This window comes from Streptomyces sp. NBC_01474 (genome assembly GCF_035918215.1).
In the GTDB taxonomy this organism is placed as follows: Bacteria; Actinomycetota; Actinomycetes; order Streptomycetales; family Streptomycetaceae; genus Streptomyces; species Streptomyces aureus.
In genome coordinates this window covers 1,828,764-1,841,378 of record NZ_CP109449.1, presented here as the reverse complement: position 1 = coordinate 1,841,378, position 12,615 = coordinate 1,828,764, and the positions used below count along the sequence as shown (strand labels likewise).

Genomic DNA, 12,615 nt, shown 5'->3' with positions numbered 1-12,615 from the left:
CTCTGCCGCCTCGCTGCCACCGATGAACTCCTGGCGAGGTCGCCCGCGGCCTCACAACAAGAGAGGCAGCGCGGCCGTCCCGCGTGGCGGGTCGGCAGGGGCGGGGTACTTCTCAGTACCAGTCTGTGGCGGCTGTGAACCAACCGGCTGCCCCCAGACCTCTAGTTGTTTCCAGCTGTCGCGAGAAGCTTCCCGTCGAACTATCGAGCCCCTGTGTCCGGACGGCAGGTTGTACGCGAGGGGGTAAGCGCAGGATTGAATTCCTCGAGTCGGTGTCACCAGTGTCCCAAGTGTCCATGATGGGGATATTGGCGCCGCGTGTATTCCGCATCCCGGTAACCGAAGCTCACGTTCTCCTCAGGCCGCCAACCGCATCAAGGGGGTTAAGCACAGCGCGACGCTGTACACCCCCAACCGAATCGGCTGGTACATCTGGGAGACCTACTGATGCCCCGGCGGCTCCTCGCGAGGCTGGCCCTTCTGCCTGCAGTCATGCTGCCGCTCGTAGTTGCCTGCTCGCCCGACCACCAAGATTCCGGTGAAACCTCTGAACCGGCTGCCCCCAGCAAGTCCGAATCCGCCACGCCCGCACGGGAATCGGTGAAGTCCCCGCCCGAGTTGGACGGGACCGAGACTGTCGCCGGCCGCCAAAGCGGGACTCGTGGAGGACGGATCCTCGAGTACCGAAAGGGTCAGAAGGGGCAAGACCTCATCGATGCCGTGCGATGCCAAGGCAAGGGGGAGATCAAGGTCTCCCTGAATCCGGTGAAGGTCGGCTTCTCGCTGAAGTGCGTCGATGGTGAAGTCACCACCAACTACAACCAGGTTGGTGTCACCGGAGTGGAGAAGAAGGGCACGGTCTCGGTCCAAGCACCGTCAACGGTGCGCTGGGCACTGACAATTGGTCGCGGTGAGCCGCCGGAAGGCGCGAGGTAGGGCAGCCTGCCCTAGCAGAGCAAGTGACGAGATTCTGGCGCGATCACCGTCCTGCCTCATCCCAGGGATCGGGCGGGCGGTGATCAGCATGCTCGGGTGCCGGCGACCGTGGCGTGCCGTGTGGCCCTCATAGCCTGAGGACCCGCCGCCAGGAGGGCCTGGGGGAAGCTGCTCTGCCTGCGGCCGGCGTGCTCGTGACGACGTGCAGCACGTTGCGTCACCTCCGGCGTGGGCCCCTCAGACGTCGAAGGGCGGGGTGCCGCTGCCCCTGATGCCGAGAACACCTCGGATCCGTTGGTGACGATGAAGTCGCCTTCGCGTGCGTCCTCGGTCCGAAGTGCGAGGCATTCCGCCAGCCTGATCATCCACAGCAGCAGATTCCTTCACGCAGAGCCGCACCTGATGGAGGTAGACAGTCAAAGAGGACATTTCAACCGGTGATTGGACTCAGTGGCGTAGGTGATCCAGGAGTCCGTCGGGCACGGGGTAGGGGGGTTCGTGGGGAAGAAGTTGCTGGGCGGTGTCCAGATCGCCGCCCCGAACATGCCCATGGATCTCGTGCGCGAGGCCAGTTATGTCGGTGATGGAAACCGTCCACTCGTCTGCGTAGCGGTGTGCGGCTTCGCCGACGAGGCCGAGCTGCAGCGCGCGGTAGGGGAGGGGCTGCAGATGCACATCGCGCTCGGGGTCCCATTGGACACGAGCCGACGCCCGCTTCAACTGGCGCTTCCAGGTTGCCCGGTCGGAGTGCAGTCCGCGCTCGTAGTGGGAGAGGCACGCGTGCTCCAGCGCCCATTCGAAGCCTTCGCGGGTGATCTCGACTGCGAGTACGGTTTCCTGCCCTTCCTTGGCTCCCCATCCGCAGCGGTACATCATCCAGAGGGAGGACGGCTTGATCCACGTCATCCGATCTCGCTGCCAGGCCGTCGGGAAGCGGCCCTCTCGGGCTGCGGGCAGGCCGAGCTCTGGCCTGTATGCCTGGTAGACGGTGACTGTGGAGTCGGTGTAGTGGGCGCGGATCCGGTGCTTGAGTTCTGCCACGGTGACAGCGTGCGGACACTGCTCGATGCGCGCCATCGAATTACCTGGGCACCGGGTCGACGTCGATGCCGAGAGCGGCGCCGTGGTCGATTGCTTTGGTGCGGTAGCCGGAGTCGGCCCATGCCTTGGTCGCGCGGGGGTTGGTGGTGGCGATGTGAGACGTCAGGTGTACGCGCCGACGTTGTCGGAGACGCTCGCCGCGGTGACCCAGACGGCCAGGAGCAGGCCGAGGGGGTGTCCACCCCGATATGGCGCTTGCGGCCTGCGAGCGCGACGGCGTCCCGCACGCTGCGCACGGCCGACGCGGCGGCCGTGGCACGGGAAGTCGATGATGCCGGTGGCCTGGCTCGACCGCTGCCGGTCCTGTTTCCTCGTCACCGCCAAACCTGGTGGTGGGAGGCGGATCGGAAACGCCGGGCAAGGCAGCGCGCTGTGCTGGGCAGATCTGTGGTCCGCCGGTGACGCCGCTGTGGTGTACCGAGTCATGGTGGTATGTAAGGATTCACGGCGACGTCGCAGAGCCGCCGCCGCGCTACCACCGCCAGGCGTTGAAGTCCTGGGCCCCGTCGCATCTTCGACACCTGCCCCGACAAGAACGATGTGTATGTGTGCTTCAACCGGAACTCGGCGGAGCGGCCATCGTGGACTCCGCGGGATTCGCGCCGGTGGCAGTCGCGTCGGGCCGGACGGTGAGCACCCGGCGTCCCGTGACATAAGCCACACACTGTTTTGGCTCTCGGGTCGTCGAATAGTAGATCGAGGCTTGACGGCATAGCACGTTTTATCCGTCTTGATGCAGGAATACCCCGAGCCAGATCGAGCGGCATCCGACCCGCTCAACACATTCGCCCGTTCGAGGCGCGAACAACGGCTTCTGACGGACCAACGGACCTTTTCGCCATTCCGGGGGCCGGACCAGCACGCCTGCGCGCCCGTTTCAAGAGCCCTCCATGGCTACGGGCCGAGGTAGTACTGCCGCTTGTTGCCGCACCCCGACAGCAGTTCTAAGAATGTCGGCCGCAAGGCGTCTCCGCGGCCCAGGTGCAGGGACTGGGCAGAGCCGGACCCTCTGGGGGCGCTCCGCGATCACCGAGCGAGGTCACGCATGAGGAAGCACCGCAGGAAGTCGCACCACCGGCCGATAGCCATCGCTGTCATCGCCATAGGAGCCGTGGGTGTGCCCTCCGCCGCCATGGCCTGCATGGACACTCAGGTTGATGCGGGCGGTCGCCCCTCCGGCCACTGGGAGCACGTGAGCTCCCACCAGCGGTGGACGGGCTCGTCCTGGGGTCATGGGCCGACTGCGGGAGCGTCGAAGAGCCCCACTGCGACTACCAGCGCACCGAAGACCACCGCGTCCCCCAGCGCACCGAAGACCACCGCGTCCCCCAGCGCACCGAAGACCACCGCGTCCCCCAGCGCACCGAAGACCACCGCGTCCCCCAGCGCACCTGCTACGACCGCATCGGCATCCGGGGACACGGCCCGCGTACTGACGCTCGTCAACAACGAGCGCAGCAAGGCCGGATGTTCCCCGCTGACCATGAACGCGAAGCTGACCAAGGCCGCTCAGGACCACAGCAAGGACATGGCATCCCACCGGAACATGTCCCACACGGGGTCCGACGGGTCGTCGCCCGGCGACCGGATCACGCGTGCCGGTTACACCTGGAGCTCCTACGGCGAGAACGTCGCCTACGGCTACTCCACGCCCGAGAAGGTCATGGCGGGCTGGATGTCCAGCCCTGGCCACAAGCGCAACATCCTCGACTGTTCGTTCAAGGAGATCGGCATCGGCCTCGCGGGCCCCAACAGCTACTGGACTCAGGACTTCGGCACGGCCCGATAGGGACGGACACTGCGGGGATGGTGCGCATCCTCCATCGGGGTGAGGCCCCGACGGTTCGCCGGCCGGGGCCTTCACTATTGGCGCAATTCCATGCGGGTGGGCGACCGTCGCCGCTTGTCATGGCGCAGATGGGCCGGGCAACCTGGCGGCCCAGCAGCGGGGCTCCCCGGGTCGGCGTCAGGAGGCGCCGCTCGGGCCCCGGGGCGAGCGGCCGCTGGAGGCTCTGGAGCCGCAACTCAAGCGGGAATACCGGGCGTTGATGCGGCGTCTCGACATGGAGAGCGCCTAGTCGGAGCGCGCCGACGCAGCCGTAGTGGCCGCCGCCGAATCGTGATCGAGAGGGCGGCCTTCAATGTTCCCTGGGGCGTGGTGGTCGCAGTGTGGTTGCACGTCGTCCATGGGGCCGGCCGGCGGCGGTGCTGAAGGCGAGCAGGGCGGGGTTGCACAGTCGGTGGAGGGTTTCGCGGAGACTGTTGATGTGATCGCGTGGTGGTTGCGGCCATGCCGGCCGACGCGGACGATCTTTGAACTTCTCGGCGCTGGTGAAGGTGCGATCGATGGAGTCATCCGCTTCGCGGGCCTCGCTCTGTGTGCGGCGCTCGGTACGTATGTAGAGGGCCGGACCGCGGACGGGCGGTTCGAAAGGGGACTGACAGATGGTCGTCGGTGTGGTTACGATGCCCGCGATGAACACCTTCTTCTCATTGAGATCGGGGGAATCGTCCGCGCAAGGTGAGTGCTGATGGCACATCACTTCACGCAGGAGATTCCGGCCCACCTGTTGATGTGGCAGCGCGTACGCGAGTACGCCGTGCCACCGTCCATGATCGAGACCGCGACCGCGCGCCGTGCGGCCGGTGACTGGGCGGGGGCCTGTGCCGCCGCCCGGATCGACGTCGACCTCGATCTGCGCGCCGTGCGCGACCGCCACGGCACCGATATCGCCACCCGCATCCGTGCGGATCTGCGCAGGCTCGCGCCCGATCTGCTCCGATGGCACATGCCCAGGATCGCCCCCGACGGGCGCCTGAGGCCCGGCCTCACCATCTCCTTGGCCCGTTACGGGAGGTGCGGCGAAACGCCGCCGCACCTCGTGGTGCGGACACCGCCCGCCCACGCGGACGCCGGACAGCGGATGTCGCTGGACGTGTGGGAGGGGCCGGCGAACGACCGTCCCGCGAACCCTCCGTACCTCCATCCGCATCCAGACCGGCGATTCCGGCTCGATCTGCACCGGCATCTCTGGGATTCGGGACGGAGCGGCGAACTGGCGCGGCGCCAAGGTGCGCCGTCCGCGGCGCCTCCCGGCTGGCCACATAACTCCTCCTGGGCGGTGGGCAGTTGGGTCGCGGAGGCGGAGTTGCTGTTGCGGGCCGAGGGGCGCTCTCGTGGGGCCTTCACCGTACGGCTCGGTGCGCGCAGTCGTGCCGTGCTCGAACTCGTCGCCCCCGACGACAGCCACGCGCCGACGTTCCGGCCGCTGCGGGAGACACTGCCCCCGCAGGAAGTCGCGGTGCTGCCCATGCTGCCTGAGGCGGCGGCCAGGGTTCTTCCGGATCTGGAACTGCTGCGTGCCGGGCTGATCGCCGTCGGGCGGCTGCATCCGCTCGTGGCCCCGGCGGTGGAGGGAGACGGCCCAGAGACCGTGAATGGCCGCGCCCCCGAGCCCGGCGACCCGCACCGGGTGGAGTGCCGGGGCGAGGTCCACCGCATCGCGCTGCGCGACGGAGTGCTGAGCGCGGTCGATCACGACCCGGACCAACTCCGCCGAGAGGAGTTGCTGGTGGCGCTCGGCGGTCCGGCGCTGCCCTGCCTGCGTGCCATCGACGCGGTGCACCGCAACCCTGAGGCACTTCCCGCCGTACGGGAACGGCTCCGCCACGGTGACGTCACCGGTGCGCTCGCCGTGGTCGAGGGGCTGCTCGGTCCCGGTGCGGTGCTGCGCGACGGGCCGCTCAGAGAGGAACTGGAGTCGGCCGCGGTCCGCCGCATCGACCACGGGCTCTTCCGCGCGGGGCTGGCCGACGTACCCGCCGGCCCCGGCGAACCACGGGGCGGGCACGCCTCGGGCGCGCGACACACGGAAGCGGGCCACCGACCCCGGCTCGGCCGCGATACATCCCTTGCGGTGCGCCGCAAGCGTGACAGCCGGGGCCGGCCTCGCACCGGTCAGATCTGACCGCTCTCACTCGTCAGCCGACTCGTCGACGTCCCTTTCCCACACGGCGCGTTGCGCCCCGCACGCCCGCACGCCCGCACGCCCGCACGCCATCCGGAACCGGCACGCCCGTTCCCCTCTCACACCCAGGTGATGCCCATGACTTCCAGCACGCTCCTGCCCACCTTTGCTCCCGCCCTCGCACCCTCCGATACTGATACGGACCTGGCCATCGCCGGCCATCTCCTGTCCCTCCTGCGGACGACCACCACCGAGCCGCGCCCCGACGAACAGCTCGAAGCACTCACCCTGGCCGTCGCCGCCGACCTGCCCGTGCTGCTCTGGGGCGAGCCGGGCATCGGCAAGACCGCGGCCCTGACGCAGCTCGCCACCTCGCTCGACCTGCCGCTCACGACGGTGATCGCCAGCGTCCACGAGCCGTCCGACTTCTCCGGGCTGCCCATCGTCGGCGACGACCCGGCCGTGCAGGGCGTGCCGATGGCGCCACCGCAGTGGGCCGTCGAACTCGTACGCGCCGGTCGGGGGCTGCTCTTCCTGGACGAACTCTCCACCGCCACCCCAGCCGTCCAGGCCGCACTGCTCCGCGTAGTCCTGGAACGGCGGGTCGGAGCGCTCCAACTCCCGCCAGACGTACGGATCGTGGCCGCCGCCAACCCGCGCGCCTCGGCAGCGGACGGGTGGGAGCTGAGCCCGCCGCTCGCCAACCGTTTCGTGCACCTGAACTGGGTGCACGACCGGGACGTGGTGGTACGCGGCCTCGGCGGGGTCTGGCCCCGGGCGGAGCTGCCCCGGCTCGCACCGGAGCGGCTGCCGGAGTCCGTGGCCTTCGCCCGGCACGCGGTCTGCGGATTCCTGAAGGCCCGGCCGACGCTGATCCACCGGCTGCCGACCTCCGAGACGCGGCGCGGCGGTGCGTGGCCGTCGCCCCGGAGCTGGGAGGCCGCCCTGACCCTGCTCGCCTTCGGTACGGCGGCCTCCGTCTCCCGCGACGTCCTCGCGCTGCTGGTGCGGGGCGCGGTGGGGGACGGGCCTGGGCTCGAACTCCTCGCCCACCTCGACCGGATGGACCTGCCGGACCCGGAGTCGCTGCTCGCCGACCCGGCCGCCGCTGAGCTGCCGGAGCGGGGCGATCTGCGGCAGGCGGCGCTGGAAGCGGTGGTGGCCGCCGTCGGGGCACGGCCGGAGCGGCACCGGTGGGAGGCGGGCTGGGCCGTGCTGGTCAGGGCCATGGAGACCGGAGCCCCGGACCTCCTGGTCGCCCCGGCGACGGCGCTGGCCGGGCTGCGACGAGACGACTGGGAGGTGCCGGAGGCGGTGGAACGGCTGGCCGGCGTTGTCGGACTCGCCCGCACTGCGGACCGTTCGGTGGAACGGGTCGCGGCAGCGGCCGACGCCCGCCGCGCGACGGGGGCGCGCCGATGACGGGGGCGCGCCGATGACGGCTGCCGCGAACCACCCCGGACCGCGCCCGCTTCCCCGACCGGCGACGGCTGCCGCGCAGCGCCCGGGACCACGCCCACTGCCGCGCCCCATGTCCTCGCCTGCGCCCCCGCGCCCGGTGCGGGCGGCACCGCCGGAGCGACCGGACCGCCACGGAGGGTCCGGCGACCGGCGCAAACTTCCTCTGGACTGGGAGAAGTTGCTGGCCGCCCGGCTGCACGCGGTGAAGGTCCGCCCCTACCTGGCCGACGCGCTTTTCGCGCTGCATGTGGTGGAGGACCGTGCGGTGCCGACGATGGCGGTCGACGCGCACTGGCGCTGCTACGTGTCGCCGGGATTCGTGGCCCGCACACCGCTGGAGGAACTGGCGGGCGTCTGGGTGCACGAGGTCTCCCATCTGCTCCGTGACCACCACGGGCGCGGCGAGCGGTATGCGCGGGAGCACGAGGAGACCGGGCCGGGCGAGCGGCTGCGTCGGAACATCGCCGCCGACTTCGAGATCAACGACGACATCTACGGCGACGGACTGCCCCGGCCCTTCGGGGCGGTCGTGCCGTCGCTGTTGCGACTGCCTGACGGTCTGCTGATGGAGGAGTACCTGCGGACGGCCTCGATGTCCGGCCTCGCCGCGGAACTGGCCTGGCTGGACTGCGGCAGTGGTGCCGACGGGCACGACCGGTCGTGGGAGCTGGGGCCTGACGGGGCGAACGGACTCACCCGGCAGCAGCGGGACGCGGTTCGCTTCCGGGTCGCGGAGGGCATCAAGGGCCGGCCCGGTGACGCGCCGGAAGGGTGGCGGCGGTGGGCGGACGAGGCGTTCCAACCGCCGCAGCCGTGGCGGCAGTTGCTGGGCGCGGCGGTCCGTTCGGCGGCGGGTGCGCCCGGAGTGGGGGAGAACCACAGCTACCGGCGTCCGTCCCGCCGCTCGTCGAGCGTCCCCGGCGTGGTGCTGCCGAGCCTTCGCCGTACGCCGCCCCGCGTCTGCGTCGTCATCGACACCTCCGGGTCGGTGAGCGACGCCGAGCTGGGCAGCGCGCTCCTCGAGGTCGCGGCGATCTCGCGGGCCGTCGGCGGGCGGCGCGACCTGGTGTCGGTGATCTCCTGCGACGCGGCGGCCGGCGTCGCCGTCCCGCTCTGCCGTGCCGAGAGCCTCGAGCTGCTCGGCGGCGGCGGAACCGATCTGCGCTCCGGTTTCGCCCGGGCGCTGCGCTCCCGGCCCCGCCCCGACGTGATCGTCGCCCTGACCGACGGGCAGACGGCGTGGCCCTCCGGGCAGCCGACCTGCCGCACGGTCGTCGGTCTGTTCCCCCGACCCGCCCGCGCCACGCGCGAGGACGACCCCGACTACGTCCCGGACACTCCGCCGTCCTGGGCGCGCGTCGTCACCCTCGGTTGAGGAAGGCCGCAGGCGCCTGGCCCAGGCCCGGCCTTGCGCTGACCTTTCGAGGAGTACGACCCGGCCGGAGTGTGACCGACCGAGCTGGTAGCCCTGTGGGAGAACTGCCTGTCGCTCCTTTCCGCACGCCGAAGGGACACGACGGTCATCAGCTCCTGACCAGCCCTGACCCCGGATCATTCGGGTGTTCGCTCAGCGGCGTCGTCTCCATCGAGAGCCAGGGTGCCAAGGGCAGCGAATCCAGGACCGACTGCATCTCGGCGGGGTCCCGGGCGCGCCACAGGCCAAGCGCACGGCCCTCGCCGGGCGTCTGCCACAGCCGCACCAGGTGCCCTTTCCCGGCCAGTTCCTTCGCCCGGACTGCCTCCGCCGCGGTGGCGTCCGCCGGCGCCTGGGACGAGGCGCCCTGGCGCGCAGCCGGGGCGAAGGTGACCAGGAACTCCCTGGCGGCGCCCGATTCGCCGGTCGAGGCCGGTCCCGGATCGTTCGGGTGCTGCGTCAGGGGTGTGACCTCGTCACTGCGCCAGACGCGCAGCGGCATGGAAGCGAGGACATCCTCCAGCCTTTCGGCGTCCAATGCGGCGAACAGGCCGAGGGTGCGCCACTCACCGGGCTGCAGGGGCGGGCGCCACAACCGGAGCAGCTGCCCCTTCTCGGCGAGCCTGCGGGAGTTCGCGGCCTCGCGAGTGCGGATGTCGTCGACTTCCTCCTGTGCGGTTCCCTCAGGGACGTGGGTGGTCATCGTGACGAGGTATTCCATGGCGGATGCTCCACTCAGCCGGTGCTGCGGTGCGAGTCGGACGGTGGCTGGTACGGATAGTGCTGGGAACGGTCACCGGCGTCCCAGGCAGCGCGCAGACAAGGACCGTCCGGATCTCAGTTGGGGCGGATCTCGCGGGTGACCTGGCGCAGGTCACGTCGCAGCTCTTCGATCGGAGGTTCTCCCCGGCACGAGTTGCCGTTGTCGACCAGTCCGGCTTGAGCACGAGGGCTGTGCGGGACCATCGAGTCGTGATGGGTTCGGGGTGCTCCTCCATCTCCAGATCCTCGAGTTTTATGTCCACCATCGACCGCTCCGCCGTCCCGGGCCCGTTCCGGCTCGCATCCGGCGCCGCAGCACCACGGAACCGCCGCCTGAATCCACCGTCCCGCACCAGGCGGTCGATCGCATCCCGTTGCAAGCTCCGGTCACCGTCCCTGGCGAGCACGGCGCCGTCGTCTTCGGACGCTCGCACCGGATCAGGCACACGGGGTCGGGGCGGACGAGGAGCATGTCATCGGCCAGGAGGGCACCAACGGGGCAAAGGGATCGACTTGCCGTTCGGACCGCTGACCACGGTGGACCCCAGGGCCGGGTACGCCTGACGTTGCTTTGAGGCAAGAGTGGCACTGCTGTGGCGGAGCAGTATCGTGGAGGAGTCTCTGCGGTGCGCCGTCTCCGCCGGTTTGGTGCGAAAACCGTGCGTCGGTGGCGGCCGACCCGCATTTGTCCCGGGCACGGTTGAGCACGTGAAGCCTCTTGTCCATCCCGTGGCAGGGCTTCACAACGACACTGCTGCGGTGTTCGAACAACCCTCACCAGGTGTTGCACAGGCGGACCCCCTGCGCGCCAGAGCGCGGAAGTCGTGGTGACCGGCGGCGTGCACAACTGCCAGAAGGGCAGGAGGGCTCCACCATGGACATGAAACTCGAAGTCGTAGTGATCCCGGTCTCCGATGTCGACCGGTCAAAGGGCTTCTACACGTCGCTGGGTTGGCGGCTGGATGCCGACTTCGTTGCCGGTGACGGCTTCCGCGTGGTGCAACTGACACCGCCGGGGTCTCCCTGCTCGGTGATCTTCGGCAACGAGGTCAGCTCGGCCGTGCCGGGCTCTGCCGAGGGCCTCTATCTCGTGGTCTCGGACGTCGAGGAGGCACGAGCGGAGCTGGCACGGAACGGGGTTGAGGTAAGTGAGGTCTTCCACGACTCGGGCGGAGTGTTCCACCATGCAGGCAGCGAGGACCGGGTGCCCGGTCCGGATCCCGAGCGGCGCAGTTACGCGTCGTTCGCCTCGTTCACGGACCCGGACGGCAACGGCTGGATGCTGCAGGAAATCACCGAGCGGCTTCCCGGCCGGTGATGCCGTCTTGTTTGCCGCTGGCCGGCATCTGACGGGAGAGAAGCCGATGCCCGTGACATGCGCTTCGGCGGACGAACTGGCCCAGGCCCTCGTGCGTGCGGAACAGGCACCCGGGCGGTACGAGGAGGGGATCGGGCACGGTGATCTGAACTGGCGGTTTGAGGTTCCCCAGTTGCTCGGGAGTTGCTGATTGGGCTGCACCCCCGGACAACCGACCGCCAAGTGCACCGGCCCGTCCCCGCCCGGCTGGTGGCACGCTGCCGCTGAGCGCAATGCCCACTAACACCTCAGAAGATCACTCCTGGAACCGGCCCTAGCAGTGCGCCGCAGCTCACCGCACGGACTCGACGGGCGGACGCTCGCGCACGGCGCCGTAGCCGATGAAGTACGCCGGAACGCGCTTGAGCCACGCTGAGGTGGTGAGCAGGTCGCTCATCCGCTCCGCCCGCCTGGCATTGCCGAAAGGCGGGCGTCCCGCGAGTACGGGCGCGATGACCCTCGCGTGAGCGAACCGCTGCAGTGCCTGCGTCGCCGCCGTGGTCGGCCACCGGCGCCGCTGGACGCCGCGTACGTCCCGCAGGCCGACCACACCCCTGCTCAGCGGTTCGACGAGATACCGCGCGGCGGCCACTGCGTCCTCGACGGCGAGGTTGATGCCGATGCCGAAGACAGGTGACATCGCGTGCGCCGCGTCGCCGATGCACAGCAGTCCCGGGCGGTGCCAGCGCCGGAGACGGTCGAGCCGCACGTCGAGCATCTTCACCTCGTCCCATGACCGCAGCGCATGTGCCCGGTTCGCGATCCAGGGTACGGCGGCCGAGAAGTCGGCCATGAACCGCTCGAGACCGGCGGCGCGGCGCTCGGCATCGGTCCCCTTGGGGATCAGCGCGGCGCACTGCCAGTACTCCCCGCGGTCGATCATCGCGGTGAGGAGCCGGTCGCCGGCGCCTCCCACGAGCCCGTGCGGGTCGCCTTCCCGCCGTGGCAGCCGGAACCACCAGGCGTCCATGGGGCAGGTGAACTGCCGGAGCCGAAGTTCGGGCCGGGAGCGGGCCAGCGAGCCCCGACCGTCGCAGGCCACCGTGAGGGTGGCACGCAGTTCGCCGGTTCGGCCGTCGGGCGTGCGGTACCGCACCCCGGTGATCCGTCCGTGCTCCACCACGAACGACGTCGCCTCGGTGTTCATCCGCACGGAGAAGGACGGCTCTTTTCGGGCCTCGTCGGCGAGGAGGTTCAGCAGGTCCCATTGCGGCACCATCGCCACGTAGTTGTACGGGCCCGGCAGCGCGCTGATGTCCGAGACGGTGATCAGCGAACCGTCCGTGCCGAGCGGCAGCTGGACCGTGGTCACCCGGCGTTGCTGCAGACGGGCGAAGCGTTCGGCGAGACCGAGATCGTCCAGCAGCGCCAGGGTCGAGGGATGCACGGTGTCGCCGCGGAAATCGCGCAGAAAGTCCCCGTGTTTCTCCAGGACCGTGACGTCCACGCCGGCGCGGGCCAGCAGCAGGCCGAGGACCATTCCCGCGGGGCCGCCGCCCACCACGCAGCACGTTGTCCGCTCCATCGCAGCCCTTCCCTTCGGTGACATCCACGATCTGACTCAATGGGGCATATACCCTCAAAAATGACAACTTTGCCGTATGGGTTCGTGACGC

At 69.8% G+C, this 12,615-nt stretch carries 9 protein-coding genes and 1 pseudogene; 6 read left to right on the top strand and 4 right to left on the bottom strand.

Annotated elements, in window-relative coordinates:
• The first annotated feature begins 492 nt into the window (after positions 1-492).
• On the top strand, positions 493-936 hold the full coding sequence (locus OG758_RS08680; RefSeq protein WP_326709443.1) for a hypothetical protein: 444 nt from the start codon (positions 493-495) through the stop codon (positions 934-936).
• 447 nt (positions 937-1,383) lie between these two features.
• Here OG758_RS08680 and OG758_RS08675 read toward each other — a convergent pair whose 3' ends face one another.
• Positions 1,384-2,013 carry a DUF4291 domain-containing protein gene (locus tag OG758_RS08675; protein WP_326709442.1) on the bottom strand — a complete coding sequence of 210 codons (630 nt, stop codon included), beginning with the start codon at positions 2,011-2,013 and terminating at the stop codon, positions 1,384-1,386.
• A gap of 7 nt (positions 2,014-2,020) precedes the next feature.
• Positions 2,021-2,246: pseudogene (locus tag OG758_RS08670) on the bottom strand (transposase); the annotation flags it as partial.
• A gap of 836 nt (positions 2,247-3,082) precedes the next feature.
• Here OG758_RS08670 and OG758_RS08665 point away from each other — a divergent pair.
• The 4 genes from OG758_RS08665 to OG758_RS08650 all read left to right on the top strand — a co-directional run bounded on the left by OG758_RS08665 (position 3,083) and on the right by OG758_RS08650 (position 8,841).
• Positions 3,083-3,826 carry a CAP domain-containing protein gene (locus OG758_RS08665; RefSeq protein WP_326709441.1) on the top strand — a complete coding sequence of 248 codons (744 nt, stop codon included), beginning with the start codon at positions 3,083-3,085 and terminating at the stop codon, positions 3,824-3,826.
• Between the two features lie 742 nt (positions 3,827-4,568).
• Positions 4,569-6,005: a hypothetical protein gene (locus tag OG758_RS08660; protein ID WP_326709440.1), complete on the top strand. Its 1,437-nt coding sequence runs from the start codon at positions 4,569-4,571 to the stop codon at positions 6,003-6,005.
• A gap of 138 nt (positions 6,006-6,143) precedes the next feature.
• A complete protein-coding gene (locus OG758_RS08655; protein ID WP_326709439.1) occupies positions 6,144-7,427 on the top strand; it encodes an AAA family ATPase in 1,284 nt (427 codons plus the stop codon).
• 109 nt (positions 7,428-7,536) lie between these two features.
• Positions 7,537-8,841, top strand: a complete 1,305-nt coding sequence (locus tag OG758_RS08650; protein WP_326709438.1) for a vWA domain-containing protein — start codon at positions 7,537-7,539, stop codon at positions 8,839-8,841.
• Positions 8,842-8,989: 148 nt separating this feature from the next.
• Here the strand turns inward: OG758_RS08650 and OG758_RS08645 are convergent, their stop codons facing one another.
• On the bottom strand, positions 8,990-9,601 hold the full coding sequence (locus OG758_RS08645) for a muconolactone Delta-isomerase family protein (protein WP_326709437.1): 612 nt from the start codon (positions 9,599-9,601) through the stop codon (positions 8,990-8,992).
• A 915-nt stretch (positions 9,602-10,516) separates the two neighbouring features.
• Here OG758_RS08645 and OG758_RS08640 point away from each other — a divergent pair.
• Complete coding sequence (locus OG758_RS08640; protein WP_326709436.1) at positions 10,517-10,960, top strand: VOC family protein; 444 nt, start codon at positions 10,517-10,519, stop codon at positions 10,958-10,960.
• Between the two features lie 331 nt (positions 10,961-11,291).
• Here the strand turns inward: OG758_RS08640 and OG758_RS08635 are convergent, their stop codons facing one another.
• On the bottom strand, positions 11,292-12,524 hold the full coding sequence (locus OG758_RS08635) for an FAD-dependent oxidoreductase (RefSeq protein ID WP_326709435.1): 1,233 nt from the start codon (positions 12,522-12,524) through the stop codon (positions 11,292-11,294).
• Positions 12,525-12,615 lie beyond the last annotated feature (91 nt).

What these genes read in the sequence shown, in the direction of transcription:
- OG758_RS08660 (WP_326709440.1), top strand. Translation starts at nt 4,569, where the DNA reads ATGGCACATCACTTCACGCAGGAGATTCCGGCCCACCTGTTGATGTGG.
- OG758_RS08645 (WP_326709437.1), bottom strand. Translation starts at nt 9,601, where the DNA reads ATGGAATACCTCGTCACGATGACCACCCACGTCCCTGAGGGAACCGCA.
- OG758_RS08655 (WP_326709439.1), top strand. Translation starts at nt 6,144, where the DNA reads ATGACTTCCAGCACGCTCCTGCCCACCTTTGCTCCCGCCCTCGCACCC.
- OG758_RS08675 (WP_326709442.1), bottom strand. Translation starts at nt 2,013, where the DNA reads ATGGCGCGCATCGAGCAGTGTCCGCACGCTGTCACCGTGGCAGAACTC.
- OG758_RS08665 (WP_326709441.1), top strand. Translation starts at nt 3,083, where the DNA reads ATGAGGAAGCACCGCAGGAAGTCGCACCACCGGCCGATAGCCATCGCT.
- OG758_RS08650 (WP_326709438.1), top strand. Translation starts at nt 7,537, where the DNA reads ATGTCCTCGCCTGCGCCCCCGCGCCCGGTGCGGGCGGCACCGCCGGAG.
- OG758_RS08640 (WP_326709436.1), top strand. Translation starts at nt 10,517, where the DNA reads ATGGACATGAAACTCGAAGTCGTAGTGATCCCGGTCTCCGATGTCGAC.
- OG758_RS08680 (WP_326709443.1), top strand. Translation starts at nt 493, where the DNA reads ATGCTGCCGCTCGTAGTTGCCTGCTCGCCCGACCACCAAGATTCCGGT.
- OG758_RS08635 (WP_326709435.1), bottom strand. Translation starts at nt 12,524, where the DNA reads ATGGAGCGGACAACGTGCTGCGTGGTGGGCGGCGGCCCCGCGGGAATG.